Source organism: Enterobacter sp. FUJ80071 (assembly GCF_038739915.1).
Lineage (GTDB): Bacteria > Pseudomonadota > Gammaproteobacteria > Enterobacterales > Enterobacteriaceae > Enterobacter > Enterobacter kobei.
In genome coordinates, this window is sequence record NZ_JBBXKH010000003.1 from 60,821 (window position 1) to 82,416 (window position 21,596).

30 protein-coding genes and 4 pseudogenes are annotated in these 21,596 nt (G+C 53.0%); 10 read left to right on the forward strand and 24 right to left on the reverse strand.

All coding sequences use genetic code 11. From position 1 onward, the window contains the following. The first annotated feature begins 680 nt into the window (after positions 1-680). From AAER43_RS25200 to AAER43_RS25220, 5 genes and pseudogenes are all read left to right on the forward strand, one after another. Entirely contained in the window at positions 681-1,010 is a 330-nt protein-coding gene (locus AAER43_RS25200) for a type II toxin-antitoxin system RelE/ParE family toxin (RefSeq protein ID WP_000493286.1), read from the forward strand. Beyond that, complete coding sequence (locus AAER43_RS25205; RefSeq protein ID WP_000780222.1) at positions 991-1,272, forward strand: helix-turn-helix transcriptional regulator; 282 nt, start codon at positions 991-993, stop codon at positions 1,270-1,272. Before AAER43_RS25200 ends, AAER43_RS25205 begins: the two co-directional genes overlap by 20 nt. Positions 1,273-1,549: 277 nt before the next feature. Next, positions 1,550-2,119: pseudogene (locus AAER43_RS25210) on the forward strand (IS5-like element IS5B family transposase); the annotation flags it as partial. Positions 2,120-2,173: 54 nt separating this feature from the next. Continuing rightward, entirely contained in the window at positions 2,174-2,878 is a 705-nt protein-coding gene (locus AAER43_RS25215) for an IS6-like element IS26 family transposase (protein ID WP_023312637.1), read from the forward strand. 104 nt (positions 2,879-2,982) lie between these two features. Then, positions 2,983-4,212 (forward strand): EAL domain-containing protein, encoded by a 1,230-nt coding sequence (locus AAER43_RS25220; RefSeq protein WP_047064190.1) that lies wholly within the window; start codon positions 2,983-2,985, stop codon positions 4,210-4,212. A 124-nt stretch (positions 4,213-4,336) separates the two neighbouring features. On the opposite strand, the gene AAER43_RS25225 is transcribed toward AAER43_RS25220, so the two are convergent. From AAER43_RS25225 to AAER43_RS25240, 4 genes and pseudogenes are all read right to left on the reverse strand, one after another. Then, positions 4,337-5,034, reverse strand: a protein-coding gene (locus AAER43_RS25225; RefSeq protein ID WP_095033700.1) for an IS1-like element IS1B family transposase whose coding sequence is annotated in 2 segments (ribosomal slippage) — positions 4,337-4,785 and positions 4,785-5,034 — 699 coding nt in all. Because the reading frame shifts where the segments join, the coding sequence is not laid out codon by codon here. Positions 5,035-5,556: 522 nt separating this feature from the next. After that, the gene (locus AAER43_RS25230) at positions 5,557-6,297 is read right to left on the reverse strand and encodes an SDR family NAD(P)-dependent oxidoreductase (protein ID WP_342702042.1); all 741 of its coding nucleotides are present in this window, start codon (positions 6,295-6,297) and stop codon (positions 5,557-5,559) included. Between the two features lie 65 nt (positions 6,298-6,362). After that, on the reverse strand, positions 6,363-7,064 hold the full coding sequence (locus tag AAER43_RS25235; RefSeq protein WP_001194072.1) for a DsbA family oxidoreductase: 702 nt from the start codon (positions 7,062-7,064) through the stop codon (positions 6,363-6,365). A gap of 65 nt (positions 7,065-7,129) precedes the next feature. Further along, positions 7,130-7,828 (reverse strand): annotated as a pseudogene (locus tag AAER43_RS25240) (alkene reductase); the annotation flags it as partial. A gap of 136 nt (positions 7,829-7,964) precedes the next feature. Here AAER43_RS25240 and AAER43_RS25245 point away from each other — a divergent pair. The 3 genes and pseudogenes from AAER43_RS25245 to AAER43_RS25255 all read left to right on the forward strand — a co-directional run bounded on the left by AAER43_RS25245 (position 7,965) and on the right by AAER43_RS25255 (position 9,736). Beyond that, positions 7,965-8,969, forward strand: coding sequence for an IS110-like element IS4321 family transposase (locus AAER43_RS25245; RefSeq protein ID WP_000427623.1), 1,005 nt, complete (start codon positions 7,965-7,967; stop codon positions 8,967-8,969). Positions 8,970-9,246: 277 nt separating this feature from the next. Next, positions 9,247-9,444 (forward strand): annotated as a pseudogene (locus AAER43_RS25250) (hypothetical protein); the annotation flags it as partial. A gap of 28 nt (positions 9,445-9,472) precedes the next feature. Further along, a complete protein-coding gene (locus AAER43_RS25255; RefSeq protein ID WP_021243021.1) occupies positions 9,473-9,736 on the forward strand; it encodes a hypothetical protein in 264 nt (87 codons plus the stop codon). Positions 9,737-9,766: 30 nt separating this feature from the next. Here AAER43_RS25255 and AAER43_RS25260 read toward each other — a convergent pair whose 3' ends face one another. Then, entirely contained in the window at positions 9,767-9,946 is a 180-nt protein-coding gene (locus AAER43_RS25260) for a Rop family plasmid primer RNA-binding protein (protein ID WP_021243020.1), read from the reverse strand. Positions 9,947-10,014: 68 nt separating this feature from the next. Here AAER43_RS25260 and AAER43_RS25265 point away from each other — a divergent pair, with 68 nt between their 5' ends. Beyond that, complete coding sequence (locus AAER43_RS25265) at positions 10,015-10,380, forward strand: hypothetical protein (protein WP_021243019.1); 366 nt, start codon at positions 10,015-10,017, stop codon at positions 10,378-10,380. 61 nt (positions 10,381-10,441) lie between these two features. On the opposite strand, the gene AAER43_RS25270 is transcribed toward AAER43_RS25265, so the two are convergent. From AAER43_RS25270 to AAER43_RS25360, 19 genes are all read right to left on the reverse strand, one after another. Beyond that, positions 10,442-10,741: a type II toxin-antitoxin system RelE/ParE family toxin gene (locus tag AAER43_RS25270; RefSeq protein ID WP_021243018.1), complete on the reverse strand. Its 300-nt coding sequence runs from the start codon at positions 10,739-10,741 to the stop codon at positions 10,442-10,444. Beyond that, positions 10,731-10,994, reverse strand: a complete 264-nt coding sequence (locus AAER43_RS25275; RefSeq protein ID WP_000072676.1) for a hypothetical protein — start codon at positions 10,992-10,994, stop codon at positions 10,731-10,733. The genes AAER43_RS25270 and AAER43_RS25275 overlap by 11 nt, the downstream gene beginning before the upstream one ends. Positions 10,995-11,131: 137 nt before the next feature. Next, positions 11,132-11,584, reverse strand: a complete 453-nt coding sequence (locus AAER43_RS25280; protein ID WP_125125741.1) for a hypothetical protein — start codon at positions 11,582-11,584, stop codon at positions 11,132-11,134. Between the two features lie 548 nt (positions 11,585-12,132). Then, positions 12,133-12,627, reverse strand: a complete 495-nt coding sequence (gene msrA, locus AAER43_RS25285) for a peptide-methionine (S)-S-oxide reductase MsrA (RefSeq protein WP_021243016.1) — start codon at positions 12,625-12,627, stop codon at positions 12,133-12,135. Continuing rightward, positions 12,617-13,078: a peptide-methionine (R)-S-oxide reductase MsrB gene (gene msrB, locus AAER43_RS25290; protein ID WP_021243015.1), complete on the reverse strand. Its 462-nt coding sequence runs from the start codon at positions 13,076-13,078 to the stop codon at positions 12,617-12,619. Before msrB ends, msrA begins: the two co-directional genes overlap by 11 nt. A 23-nt stretch (positions 13,079-13,101) precedes the next feature. After that, on the reverse strand, positions 13,102-13,239 hold the full coding sequence (locus tag AAER43_RS25295) for a hypothetical protein (RefSeq protein ID WP_021243014.1): 138 nt from the start codon (positions 13,237-13,239) through the stop codon (positions 13,102-13,104). A gap of 73 nt (positions 13,240-13,312) precedes the next feature. Further along, on the reverse strand, positions 13,313-13,819 hold the full coding sequence (locus AAER43_RS25300) for a DUF417 family protein (RefSeq protein WP_001567380.1): 507 nt from the start codon (positions 13,817-13,819) through the stop codon (positions 13,313-13,315). Positions 13,820-13,849: 30 nt separating this feature from the next. Then, positions 13,850-14,110, reverse strand: a complete 261-nt coding sequence (locus tag AAER43_RS25305) for a DUF1471 domain-containing protein (protein WP_001567381.1) — start codon at positions 14,108-14,110, stop codon at positions 13,850-13,852. Between the two features lie 212 nt (positions 14,111-14,322). Further along, complete coding sequence (locus AAER43_RS25310) at positions 14,323-14,880, reverse strand: TetR/AcrR family transcriptional regulator (RefSeq protein WP_001567382.1); 558 nt, start codon at positions 14,878-14,880, stop codon at positions 14,323-14,325. A gap of 96 nt (positions 14,881-14,976) precedes the next feature. Beyond that, positions 14,977-15,243, reverse strand: a complete 267-nt coding sequence (locus AAER43_RS25315) for a YdgH/BhsA/McbA-like domain containing protein (RefSeq protein ID WP_001567383.1) — start codon at positions 15,241-15,243, stop codon at positions 14,977-14,979. A gap of 374 nt (positions 15,244-15,617) precedes the next feature. After that, positions 15,618-16,607 carry an IS110-like element IS4321 family transposase gene (locus AAER43_RS25320; protein ID WP_125125742.1) on the reverse strand — a complete coding sequence of 330 codons (990 nt, stop codon included), beginning with the start codon at positions 16,605-16,607 and terminating at the stop codon, positions 15,618-15,620. A 264-nt stretch (positions 16,608-16,871) separates the two neighbouring features. Next, entirely contained in the window at positions 16,872-17,876 is a 1,005-nt protein-coding gene (locus AAER43_RS25325; RefSeq protein ID WP_000427614.1) for an IS110-like element IS5075 family transposase, read from the reverse strand. A gap of 78 nt (positions 17,877-17,954) precedes the next feature. Continuing rightward, the gene (locus AAER43_RS25330; protein WP_003100847.1) at positions 17,955-18,512 is read right to left on the reverse strand and encodes a recombinase family protein; all 558 of its coding nucleotides are present in this window, start codon (positions 18,510-18,512) and stop codon (positions 17,955-17,957) included. Next, entirely contained in the window at positions 18,506-18,877 is a 372-nt protein-coding gene (locus AAER43_RS25335) for a hypothetical protein (RefSeq protein ID WP_021243030.1), read from the reverse strand. The genes AAER43_RS25330 and AAER43_RS25335 overlap by 7 nt, the downstream gene beginning before the upstream one ends. Then, the gene (locus AAER43_RS25340) at positions 18,874-19,374 is read right to left on the reverse strand and encodes a hypothetical protein (protein WP_003100856.1); all 501 of its coding nucleotides are present in this window, start codon (positions 19,372-19,374) and stop codon (positions 18,874-18,876) included. Before AAER43_RS25340 ends, AAER43_RS25335 begins: the two co-directional genes overlap by 4 nt. Next, entirely contained in the window at positions 19,371-19,697 is a 327-nt protein-coding gene (locus tag AAER43_RS25345) for a hypothetical protein (RefSeq protein ID WP_003100858.1), read from the reverse strand. The genes AAER43_RS25340 and AAER43_RS25345 overlap by 4 nt, the downstream gene beginning before the upstream one ends. Before the next feature lie 254 nt (positions 19,698-19,951). After that, positions 19,952-20,308 carry a cupin domain-containing protein gene (locus tag AAER43_RS25350; protein ID WP_000215515.1) on the reverse strand — a complete coding sequence of 119 codons (357 nt, stop codon included), beginning with the start codon at positions 20,306-20,308 and terminating at the stop codon, positions 19,952-19,954. After that, positions 20,298-20,699, reverse strand: a complete 402-nt coding sequence (locus AAER43_RS25355) for a DUF86 domain-containing protein (RefSeq protein WP_001293886.1) — start codon at positions 20,697-20,699, stop codon at positions 20,298-20,300. Before AAER43_RS25355 ends, AAER43_RS25350 begins: the two co-directional genes overlap by 11 nt. After that, positions 20,696-20,986 (reverse strand): nucleotidyltransferase, encoded by a 291-nt coding sequence (locus AAER43_RS25360; protein WP_001247892.1) that lies wholly within the window; start codon positions 20,984-20,986, stop codon positions 20,696-20,698. The genes AAER43_RS25355 and AAER43_RS25360 overlap by 4 nt, the downstream gene beginning before the upstream one ends. Before the next feature lie 158 nt (positions 20,987-21,144). On the opposite strand from AAER43_RS25360, the pseudogene AAER43_RS25365 reads away from it, so the two are divergent. Continuing rightward, positions 21,145-21,582: pseudogene (locus AAER43_RS25365) on the forward strand (DUF4158 domain-containing protein); the annotation flags it as partial. Positions 21,583-21,596: the final 14 nt, after the last annotated feature.

Here is a 21,596-nt window from a genome sequence, read left to right on the forward strand (position 1 = left end):
GATAATGAAGTGCAAACGAGATGGCGCAAATACTCTTTTGGTTTATCTTTTAATTACTTACGTATTAAAAGATAAACCAAAAAATAAAAGACATTACTGTTATCCCCTTTAAAAAGTGGATAACCGAACAGCATCGGCGCGAGCGCCTCAAAAGTAGCTCCCCACGCTAAAGCGCGGGGCATTCAGAACGGAATCCCTCGATGGCTAACAGCTCGCCTGTTAGCCATCGAGGGATTGGACAAATCCGGCCACGCCGGATACGTCAGCAAATATCGCTGAAGAATTAGCTTACACGCTCGTAAGCGGCTCTTACGACCCGCTAACGCGGAGATACGCCCCAACTGCGGCTTCGCCTTGTTGTGACCACTCCGACCGCGCACAAAAGCCTCTGAGCCGCTTTTAGCGGAATATGGCTTTGCAGGGTGAAGGGATGGATAGGCGATCCCTTTCGATCCCTCACTGGTATCGGCGGCTAACCCTCGGTGCTACCTGTCATTTCATCCTGCCGCCTTACATGCGCTAACGCGCATAAGTCCCCGTTCCTCAGTGGAACGAAAACTCACGCTAACAGGGTAGTGACCGGGTAGCCACGATAACTGCCAACAAAATTAGCTTATAGGTTAATTCTACCTTGTCTGAAATTAGCCTATAGGTTAATATTAATAGAAATGGGAGGTCACATGTTTAGCGTTGTTTATCACCCGGAAGCCAGGGAAGAAGCCACAGCATTACCCGTAAAAATCAGGGTGAAGTTTGACCGTCTCATCGGCAAACTGGAGTATGACGCCCGATTACTGCGGGAGCCGGACACGAAGCCCCTGGGCGATGGACTTTTTGAGATCCGCACGATGGGGACGGACATAGCCAGGGGAATCTGGGTATACCACAAAGGCAATACCATCATCATGCTCCGTGTTTTCATCAAGAAGTCACAGAAAACGCCAGCGAAAGAAATCGATCTCGCCAAAAAGCGGTTAGCGGAGGTACTTAATGAAACTGGTAAGCCATAAAGAACTGCATAACGAGTGGATGCAGGACGATGAATATCGCGCTGCATGGCAGGAAGAAGAACGTAAGGAAAAGCTCAGGGAGCTGCTTGCTGAATGGCGCAAGCATGACAACCTGACAAAAGCGCAGGTTGCTGAACGCATGGGGGTTACACCTCCGGTTATTTCTCGCCTGGAAAACAACATCACCAAAGCCAGCATCGACACACTGACCCGCTACGCTCACGCCTGCGGCATCAAGAAACCTGTCATTGCCCTGTACTGAATAGCCAGCCCTCCGGGGCTGGCCTTTTTGTTTCGGTCAGTCCCAAAATTTTGTTAAAGCAAGTTTAAAATGTCACCTGTTTCTCCAAAGTTGAAATGTCACTTCTAAGCCAATCTATTTATACATAATCTTTACATCTTTCCCCGGTGACAAAGTGCTAATTGGTCTGTAATGTTCAATGTGTGGCAGGCAAGCCGCCGGTGACTTAGGGAAGGTGCGAACAAGTTCCTGATATGAGATCATCATATTCATCCGGAGCGCATCCCAGAGGGACATCATGAGCCATCAACTCACCTTCGCCGATAGTGAATTCAGCACTAAGCGCCGTCAGACCCGAAAAGAGATTTTCTTGTCCCGCATGGAGCAGATTCTGCCATGGCAAAACATGGTGGAAGTCATCGAGCCGTTTTACCCCAAGGCTGGTAATGGCCGGCGACCTTATCCGCTGGAAACCATGCTACGCATTCACTGCATGCAGCATTGGTACAACCTGAGCGATGGCGCGATGGAAGATGCTCTGTACGAAATCGCCTCCATGCGCCTGTTTGCCCGATTATCCCTGGATAGCGCCCTGCCGGATCGCACCACCATCATGAATTTCCGCCACCTGCTCGAGCAGCATCAACTGGCCCGTCAATTGTTCAAGACCATCAATCGCTGGCTGGCCGAAGCAGGCGTCATGATGACCCAAGGCACTTTGGTGGATGCCACCATCATTGAGGCACCCAGCTCTACCAAGAACAAAGAGCAGCAACGCGATCCGGAGATGCATCAGACCAAGAAAGGCAATCAGTGGCACTTTGGCATGAAGGCCCACATTGGTGTCGATGCCAAGAGTGGCACTGTTGCAAATAGTCGGTGGTGATAAACTTATCATCCCCTTTTGCTGATGGAGCTGCACATGAACCCATTCAAAGGCCGGCATTTTCAGCGTGACATCATTCTGTGGGCCGTACGCTGGTACTGCAAATACGGCATCAGTTACCGTGAGCTGCAGGAGATGCTGGCTGAACGCGGAGTGAATGTCGATCACTCCACGATTTACCGCTGGGTTCAGCGTTATGCGCCTGAAATGGAAAAACGGCTGCGCTGGTACTGGCGTAACCCTTCCGATCTTTGCCCGTGGCACATGGATGAAACCTACGTGAAGGTCAATGGCCGCTGGGCGTATCTGTACCGGGCCGTCGACAGCCGGGGCCGCACTGTCGATTTTTATCTCTCCTCCCGTCGTAACAGCAAAGCTGCATACCGGTTTCTGGGTAAAATCCTCAACAACGTGAAGAAGTGGCAGATCCCGCGATTCATCAACACGGATAAAGCGCCCGCCTATGGTCGCGCGCTTGCTCTGCTCAAACGCGAAGGCCGGTGCCCGTCTGACGTTGAACACCGACAGATTAAGTACCGGAACAACGTGATTGAATGCGATCATGGCAAACTGAAACGGATAATCGGCGCCACGCTGGGATTTAAATCCATGAAGACGGTTTACGCCACCATCAAAGGTATTGAGGTGATGCGTGCACTACGCAAAGGCCAGGCCTCAGCATTTTATTATGGTGATCCCCTGGGCGAAATGCGCCTGGTAAGCAGAGTTTTTGAAATGTAAGGCCTTTGAATAAGACAAAAGGCTGCCTCATCGCTAACTTTGCAACAGTGCCATAGAAAGGTTACATTTCTAAAAATTATAACGCTGACCTGGGGACCGGGAATATGTATTCATTTATCGCACGCCAGCCTATTTTTGACACAAAAATGCAGACCGTCGCTTATGAGCTGCTTTTCAGGGACGGAATGAACAATGCCTTTCCCGATGTTTCACCAGAATACGCCACGTCCAGAATGATTTCTGACCAGTTTTTATGCATCCCTGTTCCCCGTATAGCCAACAATCACAGTTCTTTTATTAATGTGCCGCACCAGATGATCATTAACGGACTGGGCGATACGCTGCCGAATGAAAAAGTGGTCATCGAAATTCTGGAAAATGCAGTCCCGGATGATGCGCTTTTCTGTGCCGTAAAGGATATGCACGACAGGGGTTACCAGCTTGCGCTCGATGATTTCACGATGGATGATGAATGGGACCGCTTTATGCAGTATATTTCTGTCATCAAATTTGATGTCAGAGACAATGACTATGAAGATATCCGGCAATATATCCACAGAAAAAGTCAGCTTCTGCAGGGCATAAAATTCCTTGCTGAAAAAGTGGAAACAAGGGACGAGTTTGAGCTTTACAGCCGGGCGGGTTTCGCGCTTTTCCAGGGATTTTTCTTCAGTCGCCCGGAAATCCTCAGAAATAAATGCCTTTCCCAGAACCCCCTGCCACTCTCCAGGCTGATGATGGAGGTGAACAGGGAAAACCCGGACTTTGCCGCGGTCGAACGTCTGCTTAAAACCGATCTGACGCTGTCATATAAAATCATGCGCTACGTCAGAAACATGCTGTTTAACTCACATGGCATAATTCAGGCGGACAATCTTACCCTGAAAGAAATGCTGATGTATCTGGGGGGCAATGAACTCCGGCGGTTTGTTGCGGTGGCCGCCCTTTCAAATATGGGGCGTTCCGGCATCAGTGAACTTTATCATCTGAGCATGGTTCGCGGAAAATTCTGCGAATTAATTGCCGGAAAAATAAATAATGTTTCATTATCCTATAACGCATTTATATGCGGTCTGTTTTCATTGCTGGATGTCATTCTTGAACTCCCCATGGACGATTTAATTAAACAGATTTCAATCCCGCAAAACGTAACTGCCGCGCTTTGTGAACATAAAGGTGAACTTTTTGACATACTGACCCTGTCGTTATGTTATGAGAAACTTAACTGGGAGGAAACCGCGAAAATATGTAATACCCTCAATATCAGCGAGTTCACTGTTATAGAAACCATGCAGGCCGCAACAAAATGGGCGGACGAGCTCGCCGTCTGTTAAGGATATTTATCACAAGACAAATCAGTCATACACATCATTTTTTTAATTAAAGAAATACCGGTGAACGCCGTTATATCCGCTTATCCAGACACAACGAGACACTATTATCGGTAATGACTCCAACTTATTGATAGTGTTTTATGTTCAGATAATGCCCGATGACTTTGTCATGCAGCTCCACCGATTTTGAGAACGACAGCGACTTCCGTCCCAGCCGTGCCAGGTGCTGCCTCAGATTCAGGTTATGCCGCTCAATTCGCTGCGTATATCGCTTGCTGATTACGTGCAGCTTTCCCTTCAGGCGGGATTCATACAGCGGCCAGCCATCCGTCATCCATATCACCACGTCAAAGGGTGACAGCAGGCTCATAAGACGCCCCAGCGTCGCCATAGTGCGTTCACCGAATACGTGCGCAACAACCGTCTTCCGGAGCCTGTCATACGCGTAAAACAGCCAGCGCTGGCGCGATTTAGCCCCGACGTATCCCCACTGTTCGTCCATTTCCGCGCAGACGATGACGTCACTGCCCGGCTGTATGCGCGAGGTTACCGACTGCGGCCTGAGTTTTTTAAATGGCGGAAAATCGTGTTGAGGCCAACGCCCATAATGCGGGCGGTTGCCCGGCATCCAACGCCATTCATGGCCATATCAATGATTTTCTGGTGCGTACCGGGTTGAGAAGCGGTGTAAGTGAACTGCAGTTGCCATGTTTTACGGCAGTGAGAGCAGAGATAGCGCTGATGTCCGGCAGTGCTTTTGCCGTTACGCACCACCCCGTCAGTAGCTGAACAGGAGGGACAGCTGATAGAAACAGAAGCCACTGGAGCACCTCAAAAACACCATCATACACTAGCATCACCGACAAAAGGCTGCCTCATCGCTAACTTTGCAACAGTGCCCTTATTCGCACCTTCCCTAGCTAAAGCAAAAAAAAGTGCTCAAAAAATTCTGGAGAAAAAATCCGTTTCTGCCGATACTGCCTCTGCGGGCTGTGCCTATTTCAGGACAATGGACTCTCACCCGTTAAGAGATGGGGAAAATGAACTGGCAGCGCTTCAACAAAGTAGGGGTCGTCTCAGAAAACGGAATCTATGGTCACTCCCGTTTTTGCAACACCGATTTTGACGACAAGTTGGCTTGCTTGAATCTATCCGGCGTCTGAATGGGATTTTATTCCCGCGCCTCGATGAGTTCCGCGCCTGATGAACCTCCAGAAAATATACGGCTTCAATGAGCCTTTCCGTTTTACAGGTTCCTCAACAGGCCGGTGGGCCGTTAGTATCATCAATATCAGTATTCGCAAAACCAGATGAATGATTGTTTAAACTGGTGTATTTCTGCCTTTATGCTTCGTAAGTTTGCTGTCGCGCCGTCAGTGCCCAGGCTATTCTGGCCAGCTTGTTTGCCAGAGCACAGGTGACGACAAAGTTGCTTTTCCGACACAACAACTCCCTGACCCAGTCGGCCAACTTGCCAGACTGGTGTTCCAGTTTTTGTATGAATATCGGCGTATGAACAATCCCGGGAGACACCGCGTTGACACGAATACCCGCGCTGGCCAGCTCAATCGCCAGATTACGCGTCAGGGCATGCAGACCCGCTTTTGCCATTGAATAGGCCGAGGCCGGCGAGTCACCCAGTGCAGCCTGAGCACCAATCGAACCGACGTTGACGATAGACCCTTCGAGCTTCGCGGCGAGCATGTTCTTCACGACATCCTGTGTAATAAAGAACGTGGCTCGGTTCAGCGAAAGATACATGTCATAATCGGCAAAGCTGTGCTCGGTAAATCCTTTGGGCATGAAGATACCGGCGGCATTCACCATCAGGCTGATATCGCGATGGTGAGCATTAATTTCCTGACGGATAGTTTCCATACCTTCTTCGGTCATCAGGTTCGCCGCGATGACCGCAACCGGTCCCAGAGGGCTCAGTTCTTTTTGCACCGCTTCGGCTTTGTCTTTTTTATTCCCGGTCAGCACGACACTGCCGCCCGCTTCCAGTACCATGCGTGCCACGGCCAGGCCCATGCCGCTGGTACCGCCGACGACGAGCAGTTTTTTACCTTTGAAAAAAGTGTTCATTTTCTGACTCCATTACTGGTGGGTAAGACGTTGCCGGCAGCGTGAAACTGCCGGCGGTTGACGGATTAAATACTGCAGCCATCCGTTCCGCAGGTCTGACCCGCAGTGGCTGAAAATTCGGTTTGCTGTTCATCCCAGACCTGACGCAGGGCATTCAAAAAGTTATCTGCTGCCTGAGCCCCGCTGATGGCATATTTTTCGTTCATCACAAAAACCGGAACGCCGCTGAGGCCAATAGACTGTGCGTGGGCTTCATCGTCGGAAACGGTGGCGCGAAAATCGTCATTTTCCAGGGCGGCTTCAGCGTCAGCTTTCGGCATACCGGCTTCTACGGCCATGGCAACGAGCTGCTGACGGTCAAAGAGAGAGCGACCTTCGGTGATACTGCCATGATAAAAACGTTCTTCCACCGCGTCCGCAATTCCGGCCTTACGCGCGGCAACCAGCAGGGTGTGTGCATCTTCTGTATCACCAAACATCATGCCGTCGAAGTTGTAGATCAGACCTTCAGATTTACCGGCGGTGCCCACCTGATTCATCATCAGCTCCGCTGAATGCTGACTGCCCAGCTTTTTAACGATGGCATCCTTAAAAGGCATCGCGGGAGTACCACCGGCCAGACGGTAGCTGTGATGGCGGATCACCACCTGGTCGCGAAATTCAAAGCGATTCAGACCCTGTTCAAATCTTTTTTTAGCAATCCAGCACCACGGGCAGACCAAATCTGACCAGATATCGATGGTAAGGGTGGGTTTCAGCGTTTGCATAATGATTCCTCAAAGACGTTGGGCGGTCGGATCTCACTTATCAGAGAACCGCGACCGTATGGGATTTATTGCGCCTGCCAGACCGGGTAATCGGTATAGCCTTTTTCCGGGGAACCACTGACGCCGTAGTAGGTGGCGCGGTCACTTTCTGCCAGTGGCCAGCCGTTTTGCATTCTTTCAACCAGATCCGGGTTAGCGATGTAGGGCACACCAAATGCCACCAGATCCAGCTCATCATCTTCCAGAGCCTGCTCTGCGATATCACGGGTAAAACCGCCGGCAGCGATGATGGTGCCTTTAAACGTGTTGCGAAAACGGCGGCGGAAGCCTTCCGGAAGTGGCGCTTTGATGTACACCGGCTGATAGTAAAGGTGTACGTAGGCCAGTTCCCGCTGACCGAGCGCGTCGGTGATGGCTGACCAGGTTTGCTCTTCACCTTCATACGGCGCGAGGTCATAAATGCGGCCGAACGGTGACAGGCGCACGGCAACGTGGCTGTTACCCACGGCTTCCGCCACGGCGTCAATGGTCTCCAGCAGGAAACGCTGACGATTTTCCACCGAGCCGCCGTATTCGTCGGTGCGGGTGTTCAGTTCGCTACTGAGGAACTGGTCAAAGATGAATCCGTTTGCCGCCATGATTTCCACGCCGTCAAAGCCGGCTTCCATCGCCAGGCGTGCGGAGTGCACGAAGTCTGCAGTGATGCGTTTAACTTCATGCGTTTCCAGCGCGCGTGGCTGGCTTGGTACAACCGGGCCCGGTTCCGGAAAATACCGCTCATTACGTACAGTCGATACCGCTTTGTACAAAAAACAGTCTTAGCGTGGGATAATTAATGAGATGGTCACTCCCTCCTTCCCGGTACTATGCTGAGGACAGGCTTTCATTCGGAGAACTATCATGGAAAACATTGCGCTCATTGGTATCGATCTGGGTAAAAACTCTTTCCATATTCATTGCCAGGATCGTCGCGGGAAGGCTGTTTACCGTAAAAAATTTACCCGGCCAAAGTTGATCGAATTTTTGGCGACATGCCCCGCTACAACCATCGCAATGGAAGCCTGTGGCGGTTCTCACTTTATGGCACGCAAGTTGGAAGAGTTGGGGCATTCCCCAAAGCTGATATCACCACAATTTGTCCGCCCGTTCGTTAAAAGCAATAAAAACGACTTTGTCGACGCCGAAGCTATTTGTGAAGCTGCATCGCGTCCGTCTATGCGTTTTGTGCAGCCCAGAACGGAATCTCAGCAGGCAATGCGGGCTCTGCATCGTGTCCGTGAATCCCTGGTTCAGGATAAGGTAAAAACAACCAATCAAATGCATGCTTTTCTGCTGGAATTTGGCATTAGCGTTCCCCGAGGAGCTGCCGTTATTAGCCGACTGAGTACCATTCTTGAGGATAATAGTTTGCCTCTTTACCTCAGCCAGTTATTGCTGAAATTACAACAGCATTATCACTATCTTGTTGAGCAGATTAAAGATTTGGAATCCCAGTTGAAACGAAAGTTGGACGAAGATGAGGTTGGACAGCGCTTGCTGAGCATTCCCTGCGTCGGAACACTGACAGCGAGTACTATTTCAACTGAGATTGGCGACGGGAAGCAGTACGCCAGCAGCCGTGACTTTGCGGCGGCAACAGGGCTTGTACCTCGGCAGTACAGCACGGGAGGTAGGACGACATTGCTGGGAATTAGTAAGCGAGGTAATAAAAAGATCCGAACTTTGTTGGTTCAATGTGCCAGGGTATTCATACAAAAACTGGAACACCAGTCTGGCAAATTGGCCGATTGGGTCAGGGATTTACTGTGCCGGAAAAGCAACTTTGTCGTCACTTGTGCTCTGGCAAACAAGCTGGCCAGAATAGCCTGGGCCCTAACGGCACGACAGCAAACTTATGTAGCATAACGGCAGAAATACACCGGTTTAAAGAATTACTGATCTGGTTTTGCGAATACTGATATTGATGATACTAACGGCCCACCGGCCTGTTGAGGAACCTGTAAAACGGAAAGGCTCATTGAAGCCGTATATTTTCTGGAGGTTCATCAGGCGCGGAACTCATCAAGGCGCGGGAATAAAATCCCATTCAGACGCCGGATAGATTCAAGCAAGCCAACTTGTCGTCAAAATCGGTGTTGCAAAAACGGGAGTGACCATAGATTCCGTTTTCTGAGACGACCCCTATCTGTTCAACCGCCGGGCGAACGGCATCGATGAAATCTGGTACATCTGCCCGGACAGGCCGACGCTCGTCCGGGTGCAACGGGCAATTTTGGCGGTGGATGAAATCGTGAACCCACAGACCGGCGAGGCCCGAAAAACGGCAGAGCTGGACCGGGAACGGCTGTTTGCCTGCTTCAAATTCATGGTCATGGTCTGAGGTTAATCATTCATTTATGAGGTGTTTTATGACAAACCGGATTGCGGTTGTGGGCCGGGAGGCCCTGCTTATGGTCGGGGCGATGGCCGGAGGGCTGTGTGTGCTGGCCGCGCATCTGCTGAAATTGTTCTGGCGCGTGCTGCCGGTGTTTCTGCTGCTCTACGGGTTCGTGCAGTTTCTGGCGAGGAACCCGGCGATCCGTGACTGGTTGTTCCTGCATTTCGGGCAGGGAGGCACGGCGGCGATCCTGATCGGTGGTACCCTTCTTTGCCTGCGTCGTCTGATGAAATGACGGCAGACAGCACCGGCCGCGTCGGTGCTGTTATTCCTCCCCGAGCTGGTCCCGCATTGCCAGCCAGAGCGTTTCCGCGTCCTCGTGCAGCCGTTCGCACATGTCGGCCGCGGTATCCATATCCAGTTCGTTCAGCTTTTCCAGCAACAGCAGCGACTGATCCCTGATGAATTTTGCCATGTTGAGAGCGGTTTTTTCCTGTTTCGTCATGTTTCTTTCCTTCCGGGCATGGTGTGCGCCTGTCGGGTATACTGTCTCAAAAATAGCGGGGTGAGACAATGGCGTGGGTGACGGTGAGACAGGCCACGGAACTGACGGGAAAAGCCCGAAGTTCCCTGTATCGGGATATGGCTAAAGGCCGCGTATCATACCGGACGGAGGCTGATGGTGGTCGTGTCGTAGATACCAGCGAGCTTATCCGGGTGTACGGTGAGTTAAGACTGATTGAGACTCATGATCGGGACGGGTTGAGACTGCCGGATGAGACTGAAAAAACGGTATCAGAGGCGCTGATTGCGGAGATAAAAGCGCTGCGGGAAGAGGTGGCCGGGCTGCGGCAGGAAATGCAGGCCATGAGACTACTGGAACACAAAACGGAGACAGCAGAGACACCGCGCCGGTGGTGGCAATGGGGGAAGCGCTGACGCGCTGCGCTTGTCCAACCGGCGACGGCCACGCAATGAATTGCGCCCCCGTCACCCGTTATCAGCGGACGGAGTGGGGATTCTGGCGCTGGCCGACTACGGCCAGAACCCGGATTTTCTGCGCCGGGTCATTCACATCATAGAGGACATGCTGTCCCATCAGGCTTATCCGGCGAACGTCCTCGCCATAGCGTGAGTCCACTTCGTAGAGACGCGGAAAGTCTGCCAGCTTGTCTGCGGCCGCAAGAACGCGATCGGTGACGTTCCGCGCATCCCACAGAGATGAATTTTCCGCGATGTAGTCAAACAGTGCCGTTACGTCCTCGATGGCTCCCTGCTTCCATTCCACGTCATACGGCATCACGCAGTTCCTGATAGCGACCATGCAGCCGCTGGCGGAGTTGTTCCGTGGTCATGCCCGGGCGTGTATCAGCGCGGGCTGCAGTCACTTTGGCGCGAACCTGATCTTCATACTCGGCCTGTGCCAGTTCTTCGTTAGCCAGGCGCTGCAACAGTGCTGCCTTGTCCGGGCCACCTTCCGGCAGTATGCGGGGCAGACTTTCGGCCAGTTCCCGCAAGAAGTTGGCGTTTTCGTAGTGTGTGGTATTGCTCATTACAGAGCCTCCGGGGTTGATGCGTCGACATGAAGGAGTTTAGCAGGGACACTCCCTGAAAAATATGCTGAATCCGGTACGCGAAGCGTTACTTCCTTGTACTGGCTGTTCTCTGTTATTCGTGCTGTCTTGCAGGCTTACTGCGGGTTGCTGTCTTTTTTTTCTCGCTGCCTGAGTCCCTCAGCAAAACCGACCATCCAGCCTAATGGATCATGCTGCGCAGCCCCTGACAACAGCGCGTCAGATTCCAGTCCGGCTTGTCGTCCTGCCTCTCTGACATCTTCTCGTACCCATACCGCAATTTGCTTATAACCCGCCTCGCGCATACGTGCTTTATAGGCTGCCTGGCCGCGTGCATTCTTGATCAGATACTTGCGGTTGCTAGTGATATCGCGTGTCTTGTTGTTTGAACCGGTCATTAATTCCTCAGGCATTACAGAGTTGTCGTACACACAGAAAACATTACTAGTAATTATGATTGTTGTGAGTATTCCAGGGAGAAAATGAGAGATTTCCCGCGCAAAAGGGCGCTTTTTGGCGGTTTCAGGTGGTAAACGCACTGAAACGGGCCGCCATGCAGTCCGGTGCATAGCCATTCATGCCATCAGAATTCATCAGGCAAGTTTTGCGGGGTTTTCGCCGGGTAAGCTGTGGTTTTCACCGGCTTCGCGCTGAAATCGCCCTGAGCGCGTTTTAGCGGTGCGTACAATGAAGCCTTTATGTTAAATAGGGGCTTTTGTTGTCCGGAAAAGGCTGAGCAAAAATACGATAAACAGTGTCATACCGGTAACCAGCATGACATAGCCGGCTGTTGGGTTATAAGTCAGACAGAAGGCTGTGCAGGCACTGGGGGCGTGTATGCGAAAAAGCCCGGCAAAACACAGACTGGCCGAGAGTCCGTAAAATAACGATCCTGCGATAACGGTCAGCATAATTCTAAACATTGTCCCTTTGTCCCTTTGACCCTAATCATCCTCATCTTTTTTCTAATATGCCCCTTAAAATCAGGATGTTGATTGTTTTGTATGCAAGAAATGGACTAAAGAAATTTGTTTGTGATCCCATTCTCGTTTCTGCATATGAACAAAAAAGCCCCGCACATGGGCGGGGCTGAATGCTGCGAGTCTGCGACGGTGACTTATCCCGGAAGCGTCCAGTCAGGTCGTTCAAAATGGCAGGTATAGCCGTCGGGATTATGCTGCAGGTAATCCTGATGCTCTGGCTCTGCAGACCAGAACTCACCGGCCTGCTCTACTTCTGTCACCACGACTCCGGGCCAGACTCCTGAATCATCTATTTCACGGATAAGCTGGTTTGCCTGCTGCTTTTGCTCCTCTGTGGTGAAAAAGATGGCTGAGCGGTAGCTTGAGCCGACGTCATTACCCTGACGAAGTATTGTTGTAGGGTTGTGAATACTAAAGAAATATTCCAGTAGTTTTCGGTAGCTCAGTTTATCCGGGGAATACACCACCTTCACCGCCTCCGCATGTCCTGGGTGGTGCTGGTATGTCGGGTTATCATTACGTCCGCCGGTATAGCCCACTTCGGTGCTGACCACGCCATTGAGTTTGCGGATCAGCTCCTGGACACCCCAGAAACAACCACCGGCAAGGATTGCCACATCAGTTTTCATGCTTATCTCCTTTCTCAAACAGGGGAAGAAATTCACCGTATCCTTCTGTTTCCAGAGCGCCTTTCGGGATAAAACGCAGTGAAGCCGAGTTAATGCAGTAACGTAATCCACCGGTATCCTGTGGCCCGTCAGGGAAGACGTGTCCCAGATGGCTGTCACCGTGACGGGAACGCACTTCAGTACGCACCATGCCATGACTGAGGTCGCTCAGGTTGTGGACGTTGTTTTCCACTGGTTTGCTGAATGCCGGCCAGCCACAGCCCGAATCAAATTTGTCCTTCGACGAGAACAGTGGCTCACCGGAGACGATATCCACGTACAGTCCGTCCTCAAAGTGGTCGTCATATTCTCCGGTAAACGGGCGCTCAGTGGCGCTTTTCTGGGTGACGCTGAACTGCAGTTCCGTCAGTGCCTGAATGGTCTGTGGGTCTTTTTTATACGGTTTGTTCATATCGCTCTCCTGACAAATCTCACTCACCGGGACGGGTCCTGCTCATGAATAAGATCCAGATAGTGTTTTTCAAAGTCCGGGTTGGCGGGGAGCGACTTATTTTCCAGGTAGCGCTCTAAAAAGTAGCGGGGAGTGATCCCCGCCCGAAAGGCGGCTTCCATGCCTCTCACCATGAACCCGGGAGTGGTGTCATATTTGCTGGCCAGAAATATCAGGCTGCTGCGTAATTCAGGGTCACCCCATGGCTGACAATGCGTCAGACGAGCGGGGTTTGTGCACGGCGCTGAGTTGCTTCGCCCTCCGGTTAATCAGTGTCCGTCGCAGGTCATGACGCAACAGCACCAGTCCAGCCCCAATCAGAAGAACATCCTTGATAATGAAGCTGTCAATGCGACCCAGCTGCGGCAGAAGGCTCAGGGTGACGATGCCGGTGCCTGCCACCATCAGGGCGCCTGCTGCACCCACTGCCGGCCGGAAAAATCCGGCAATCAGGGCCAGAAGGGTGATATTTTCCACCACGCCGAGTGCGTAGCTGAGCCCCTGAACGCCGAGAGCCGGATACAGCGCACCGAGCCAGGTGCCTGGCAGCAGGTGGTGAAGGGCATTGGCCTCGAAGGCAAACCATTTGTAGGTGCCAAACAGGGCGAAGATGAAAATCACTGACAGCCGCAGAACCATAATGTCCAGGCCTGACGTTTTACGAAGTAACCGGCGCAGTTGTGTCTCGACGTTATTTTTCATGGTGTGTGTCCTTTTATTTTCGTTTTGTGTTTATGCAAACAGCGTGGCGCGGGCATGAACGAAACGGGCCTGCTCAAGCTCAGAAATCAGATAAGCGGCAGCGCCATGTTCAAGGGCTTCGCGGATAACCTCCCGCTCCAGCTCATCCACGGAAGACACCCAGCCAACAGAGAGTGTACGGACCGGTACCAGAGCTGCTTTTTCTTCCTCAGTAAGATCGGATTTGATGATGACCGGTCCATGGGCTTTACGGGTGAAGACAGCGATAACGTCGTTGATAAGTGCTTTCATGATGATGCCCCTTGCATGTCTGTTTTATTGTGTTGTCGTGTTGTTAATATTTATTCTACCTACCAGTAGATAGATTGGCAAGGGGTAACTGGAAATTAAACGCAAGGAAAGTCTTAATGTCTTCTGAGGCCCCCGGAATACAGGCGTTGTCAGCGGTGATTTTTTTGAGTGCTGGCTGCCCCGGTTAAACCGGGGCAGCCACAGGCGTGGCTTTACGGGCGGGAGAGTAGCTGAATAAGCGCGCTCATGGTGCGGGAACAGGCATCATGAGGAGGGATCCGATTGAGCATCAGGGCCCCTTTAATGGCGCTGCCGATGATAATGGCCACGTCAGCCGGCTCAGCAGTAAAAGCCAGTTCACCGCTTTCACGACCCGAAACCAGCACACTGGTCAGGATGCGCAGGTCGGTTTGTGCCAGTCGTGAGGTGGCTTTCTGAAGAGGTTCTTCAAACAGGGCGCTGTCGGACAGCATGGCGTGAATGCCACACATCTGGCCGCTGTCGGCGCATTTGAGAAATGCGTCCATATAACCCTGCAGACGGGCTTTACCCGGTGGCAGCTGTAACAGGGCAGCTTCCAGTTTCAGCAGGCTGGCCTCCTTGTATTCACAATAGGCAAGCCCGAGGTCGGTTTTGGTCTGAAAATGGTAATGGATACTGGCCTTCCGTATTCCCAGACCGTCAGCGAGATCAGCATAGCTGAAGCCCTGGTAGCCGTTCTGCTGGATAAGGGTATCAGTCAGTTCAATCAGACTGTCATGGGTGGACATAATGTTCTCCTGGCACCTGCGGGTGCCTGTTATTCAGACACAACTGCGCCCGGAAACCAGAAGGGTTCCGGGCGCAGTTGCGAGGGTAACGGGTATTCAACGATACAGGACAGCGGTACCGGAAAGTTTATTCATACCGGTGGCACTGGTGATGCGGTAGTGTGTGGCCCCGGCATCAGCGGCTTTCATATCCAGTGAGGCCACCAGGTCATCCAGGGTGGTGAAGCCACCGGAAGAGACCACCCCAATTTTTTGCAGCGATGCTGCTTCGCTGCGGGAAACCATTTGCGGGCTGGCGGCATAGCTCAGTGCGCTGGCGGACAGGGCGATGATGGCAAGGGTGGTTTTGATGATGTTTTTCATGATGACGCTCCTGATGTTCTGTTGTGTGTTTTTGTTTGTGTGTCGTGTTGTTAAAATCAAATCTACCAACCAGTAGATAGGTTGGCAAGTGTTAATTGGGGTCCGCTTGGAAAACGGAATCTATGGTCACTCCCGTTTTTGCAACACCGATTTTGACGACAAGTTGGCTTGCTTGAATCTATCCGGCGTCTGAATGGGATTTTATTCCCGCGCCTTGATGAGTTCCGCGCCTGATGAACCTCCAGAAAATATACGGCTTCAATGAGCCTTTCCGTTTTACAGGTTCCTCAACAGGCCGGTGGGCCGTTAGTATCATCAATATCAGTATTCGCAAAACCAGATCAGTAATTCTTTAAACCGGTGTATTTCTGCCGTTATGCTACATAAGTTTGCTGTCGTGCCGTTAGGGCCCAGGCTATTCTGGCCAGCTTGTTTGCCAGAGCACAAGTGACGACAAAGTTGCTTTTCCGGCACAGTAAATCCCTGACCCAATCGGCCAATTTGCCAGACTGGTGTTCCAGTTTTTGTATGAATACCCTGGCACATTGAACCAACAAAGTTCGGATCTTTTTATTACCTCGCTTACTAATTCCCAGCAATGTCGTCCTACCTCCCGTGCTGTACTGCCGAGGTACAAGCCCTGTTGCCGCCGCAAAGTCACGGCTGCTGGCGTACTGCTTCCCGTCGCCAATCTCAGTTGAAATAGTACTCGCTGTCAGTGTTCCGACGCAGGGAATGCTCAGCAAGCGCTGTCCAACCTCATCTTCGTCCAACTTTCGTTTCAACTGGGATTCCAAATCTTTAATCTGCTCAACAAGATAGTGATAATGCTGTTGTAATTTCAGCAATAACTGGCTGAGGTAAAGAGGCAAACTATTATCCTCAAGAATGGTACTCAGTCGGCTAATAACGGCAGCTCCTCGGGGAACGCTAATGCCAAATTCCAGCAGAAAAGCATGCATTTGATTGGTTGTTTTTACCTTATCCTGAACCAGGGATTCACGGACACGATGCAGAGCCCGCATTGCCTGCTGAGATTCCGTTCTGGGCTGCACAAAACGCATAGACGGACGCGATGCAGCTTCACAAATAGCTTCGGCGTCGACAAAGTCGTTTTTATTGCTTTTAACGAACGGGCGGACAAATTGTGGTGATATCAGCTTTGGGGAATGCCCCAACTCTTCCAACTTGCGTGCCATAAAGTGAGAACCGCCACAGGCTTCCATTGCGATGGTTGTAGCGGGGCATGTCGCCAAAAATTCGATCAACTTTGGCCGGGTAAATTTTTTACGGTAAACAGCCTTCCCGCGACGATCCTGGCAATGAATATGGAAAGAGTTTTTACCCAGATGGGGTCGTCTCAGAAAACGGAATCTATGGTCACTCCCGTTTTTGCAACACCGATTTTGACGATAAGTTGGCTTGCTTGAATCTATCCGGCGTCTGAATGGGATTTTATTCCCGCGCCTCGATGAGTTCCGCGCCTGATGAACCTCCAGAAAATATACGGCTTCAGCGAGCCTTTCCGTTTTACAGGTTCCTCAACAGGCCGGTGGGCCGTTTGTATCATCAATATCAGTATTCGCAAAACCAGATGAATGATTGTTTAAACTGGTGTATTTCTGCCTTTATGCTTCGTAAGTTTGCTGTCGCGCCGTCAGTGCCCAGGCTATTCTGGCCAGCTTGTTTGCCAGAGCACAGGTGACGACAAAGTTGCTTTTCCGACACAACAACTCCCTGACCCAGTCGGCCAACTTGCCAGACTGGTGTTCCAGTTTTTGTATGAATACCCTGGCACACTGAACCAACAAAGTTCGGATCTTTTTGTTGCCCCGCTTGCTAATCCCTAACAATGTCGTCCGACCTCCCGTGCTGTACTGTCGGGGTACCAGCCCTGTTGCCGCCGCAAAGTCACGGCTGCTGGCGTACTGCTTCCCGTCGCCAATCTCAGTTGAAATAGTACTGGCAGTCAGCGTTCCAACGCAGGGAATACTCAGCAAGCGCTGTCCAACCTCATCTTCGTCCAACTTTCGTTTCAACTGAGATTCCAGATCTTTAATCTGCTCAACAAGATAGTGATAATGCTGTTGTAATTTCAGCAGTAACTGGCTGAGATAAAGAGGCAAACTACTGTCCTCAAGAAGGGTACTCAGTCGACTAATAACGGCAGCACCTCGCGGAACGCTGATACCAAATTCCAGCAGAAAAGCATGCATCTGATTAGTTGTTTTCACCTTATCCTGAACCAGGGATTCACGGACACGATGCAGAGCTCGCATTGCCTGCTGAGATTCGGTTCTGGGCTGCACGAAACGCATAGATGGACGTGATGCTGCTTCACAGATAGCTTCAGCATCAACGAAGTCATTTTTGTTGCTTTTAACGAATGGGCGGACAAATTGCGGTGATATCAGCTTTGGAAAATGCCCTAACTCTGCCAGCTTGCGTGCCATAAAGTGAGAACCGCCACAGGCTTCCATCGCGATGGTTGTTGCTGGGCATGTCGCCAGAAATTCGATTAGCTTTGGTCGGGTGAATTTTTTACGGTAAACGGCCTTCCCACGATGATCCTGACAATGAATATGGAAAGAGTTCTTACCCAGATCGATACCAATAAGCGCAATGTTTTCCATGATGGTTCTCCGAATGAAAGCCTGTCCTCAGCATAGTACTGGGAAGGAGGGAGTGACCATCTCATTAAATAAAGCACGCTAAGCGTGCGTGGAGGCTGGCACCCAGCGGTACAGCGTCGGAATGGACACGCCGAGGTTCTTGGCCACGTCCTTGGGCGGCACCCCGCTGGCCAGCAGCTTCTTGGCCGACTCGATCTTGCTGTCGGTCATCTTCGGCTTGCGGCCGCCTTTGCGGCCGAGCTGCTTGGCGACTTCCAGCCCGGCGCGGGTGCGCTCGACGGTCAGCTCGCGCTCCATTTCGGCAAGGCTCGCCATGACGTGGAAGAAGAACCGCCCGGATGGTGTGCCGGTGTCGATGGAGTCGGTGAGGCTCCTGAACTGGACACCGTGCTTGTGCAGATCGCCGACCAGATCGACCAGTTGCTTGACCGACCGGCCCAGCCGGTCGAGCTTCCAGACGACCAAAGTATCGCCTTCGCGCAGCATTTCGAGCGTCTTGGCCAAGCCAGGCCGGTCTGCCCGCGTGCCACTCACCTTGTCCTCGAAGACCTTTTTACATCCGGCCTTGCTCAAGGCTTCGCGTTGCAGCTCCAGGTTCTGATCCTGCGTCGAGACGCGCGCATAGCCAATCAACATGGCTTGTCTCGCGCCCGGTCGATGCGTTCCTGCATCGCCTGCATCACTTCTTCGTGGGTGTACGATCTGGCGTTGGCGTCGGTGGCTTGCCGCAGGGCTTCCTCAACCTCGCGCGTCATCCGCTCGTAATCCTCCGGCCACAGCGCTTGCTCCATGCGCAGCGACGCCTGACTCAGCAGGTGCAGCAGGCTGAACAGCCGCATGTCGTTGGTGGCGACGATGCGCTCCCGAATCTGCTCCTGAATAGCTTCGCTAGCCCGATGCGCTTGTGGTGTGGCAGTCCCCTCGTAGTCAGCGGGGAATTCCGCTTCCTCGGCAATCCTTGCCCAGGCGCTGGCCAGCGCCTCGATGGTTGACGTGCTCATTTCCGCCGCTCCTGTGCTCTTTGGCGAATCAACCGGCCAAGGGGCCTCGACGCGAAAACCAGCAGCATCACGCCTATCGGATACCAGGTCGAGAAGACCACCAAGGCATCGAAGGCTGGCCGTCCGGTGTTGGTAGGCAGTACGGCGGTCACAGCCATCAACCCGCCGACCGTCCAGATGATGCGCCACACGTAGGGCATCACGCGGGGCACGTAGCCGTCATCGAAAGCGGTCTGGTAGTAGCGGCGCAGGCCGCGCTCGGCAAGCGCCTGGCGCTGCCGCTCCGACAGCGCATCCGTCCGGCCATACCAGCGCCGGAATGGTGGACAGCGCAGCAGCAAAGGGGTGAAGAGGATCATCACCGCCACGATCGCGACACCCCACGCCATGACGGCGCCGGCATCGGGCCGCTTGGCGTTCTCGATCACGGGCGCGAAGACGCCCGGAGCACCGATCATCCAGAACAGCGCAATGTGCTGATGGAAGGAGAGCTTCATTTGCTCATCCACTTGCGCAGCAGGCGCTTTTTCAGGGAGGCGCGTTCTTGCGGGTTGCGTCCCTTGTGATTGGCGATGCGATCCGCCGTGGCGGCCTGGCGCTTGACGGGCCAGTAGGAGCGGCCATCCTTGCCCATCGACCAGACGCTGCTGGCCTGGTTTTCCAGCAGGGGCAGATGGGCGCTCAGGGCTTCGGGCGACGCGCTGGTCAGCGCCGTGCGCTCACGGGTGCGCCAGCGCTGATGCCAGAGCTTCTTGTCCTCGCGCTCGCTGCCGCAGGTCGTGTGCCCGACGATGGGTGTTTTGCGGCGGCTGCGGCTCATAACGTAGTGGTCTCCAAGAACATTCAGGACTGATCCCAGGCGTCGATGGTCAAGACCTGATCGGCAGGACAGGCGGCTACGCGGTCGGGAACTGGATGGTGTTCAGTCTCATGCCGACCCCATTCGATTGATCGCGTCGCTTGCGGCACGCTGCGACGCAAGGAGGTTTGCGACCTGGTTTAGCAGCCGTGTCCGCTGCATGTCTGTTACCTATCTCCCCGACCGCTCATTGGACCAACTCCAGAGATTGGGCTCTATCGCTCAGCCAATACGAAACCGGCATTGGCTGATGCCACAACCGAGACTAACACAAATGGCTCGGTACCTGTATTTCGCGCCCCGTGCACTTGGCCCGGTCTTGCCACGGCTATCTCACCTTCCCTGAGGGCACGAACAATCCCATTGCCCTGAAAGTAATCAGCCATTCCCGACAAAACAGTCCACGTGTCTTGGCCGTGAGGATGAATGTGAGCCGCAATTTCCTGCCCGGGATGGACATGCCAAACCACGATAATTGAGTCTCGGGTTTCAAGCACAACGGAACGAATAGGCTCGCCTTCGGACGGCTGAACATACTCGGCTACAGAAAATATTCTCGATTCAACAGTCATCGGAGATCCCTCTTTCACAGTTGTCGTTACGGTCTTCATCGTCGGCATCCTGACGCACGGCGGGCAATTGCTGGAGCAACGCCGGCAGCCATTCCTGTACCGTCTCCCACACCACATCGAGGTTGATGTCGAAATAGCCGTGAGCCATGCGATTACGCATATTGCGCATGCTGCGCCACGGCACGTCGGCATGCGCCTGGGTGAACTCGACGTAGCCATCCATCACCTTTGTGGCCGCCTCGCCGATGACGATCAGGCTCATGATGACGGCCTGCTGGGTGCGCTTGTCGGCCAAGAAGTCGTCCTTGGCCATCCCTTCCACGAAGCTGCGCGCATCGGTTGCGGCCTGCTGAATGTGGTCGAGGTAATCGGGCAGGCGGTTCTCGCTCATATCGGTTGCGCCTCCGCGAGCACCTTGGCCCGGAACTTCGGCGGCAGGTCGCCGGGAGTCAGCAGATCGACGTCAACGCCGAGCAGCGATTTCAGTTCTTCTTCCAAATCGCCCAAGTCCAACAACGTGGCACCGGGCAGCGCATCGACCAACAGGTCGAGGTCGCTGCCATCCCGGTCGGTGCCATGCAGCACCGAGCCGAAGACGCGCGGGTTCGCGGCGCGAAAGCGGCCTACCGCTTCACGCACTGCGCTTCGCTTCATGTCAAGCACAACAGACGGTCGCATGCGCATCCTTTCTTATCGAAACTCGTTGAGATGATATGCAATCAAGAATAGAATTTCAAGAACTATTTTCGAGAATCGCAATGCCTTGATTCCCGTGCCGCGCCGGTTGCCTTGGCGGGCTTGTCACAAACCTACGTTTTCAAGAAGAAGGAAACCGCATGCCCCGCCGTTCGATCCTCTCCGCCGCCGAGCGCGAAAGCCTGCTGGCGTTGCCGGACACCAAGGATGAGTTGATCCGTCACTACACGTTCAGCGAAAGCGACCTCTCCATCATCCGGCAGCGGCGCGGCCCGGCCAATCGGCTGGGCTTCGCGGTGCAGCTCTGCTACCTGCGCTTTCCCGGCGTCATCCTTGGCGCTGATGAGCCACCGTTCCCGCCATTGCTGAGACTGGTCGCCAACCAGCTCAAGGTCGGCATCGAAAGCTGGGACGAGTACGGGCAGCGTGAGCAGACCCGACGCGAGCACCTGGTCGAGCTGCAAACGGTGTTCGGCTTCCAGCCGTTCACGATTGGCCACTACCGGCAGGCTGTCCAGTTGCTGACCGAGCTGGCCATGCAAACCGACAAGGGCATCGTGCTGGCCAGAGCCTTGATCGGGGTCAGTTTGGA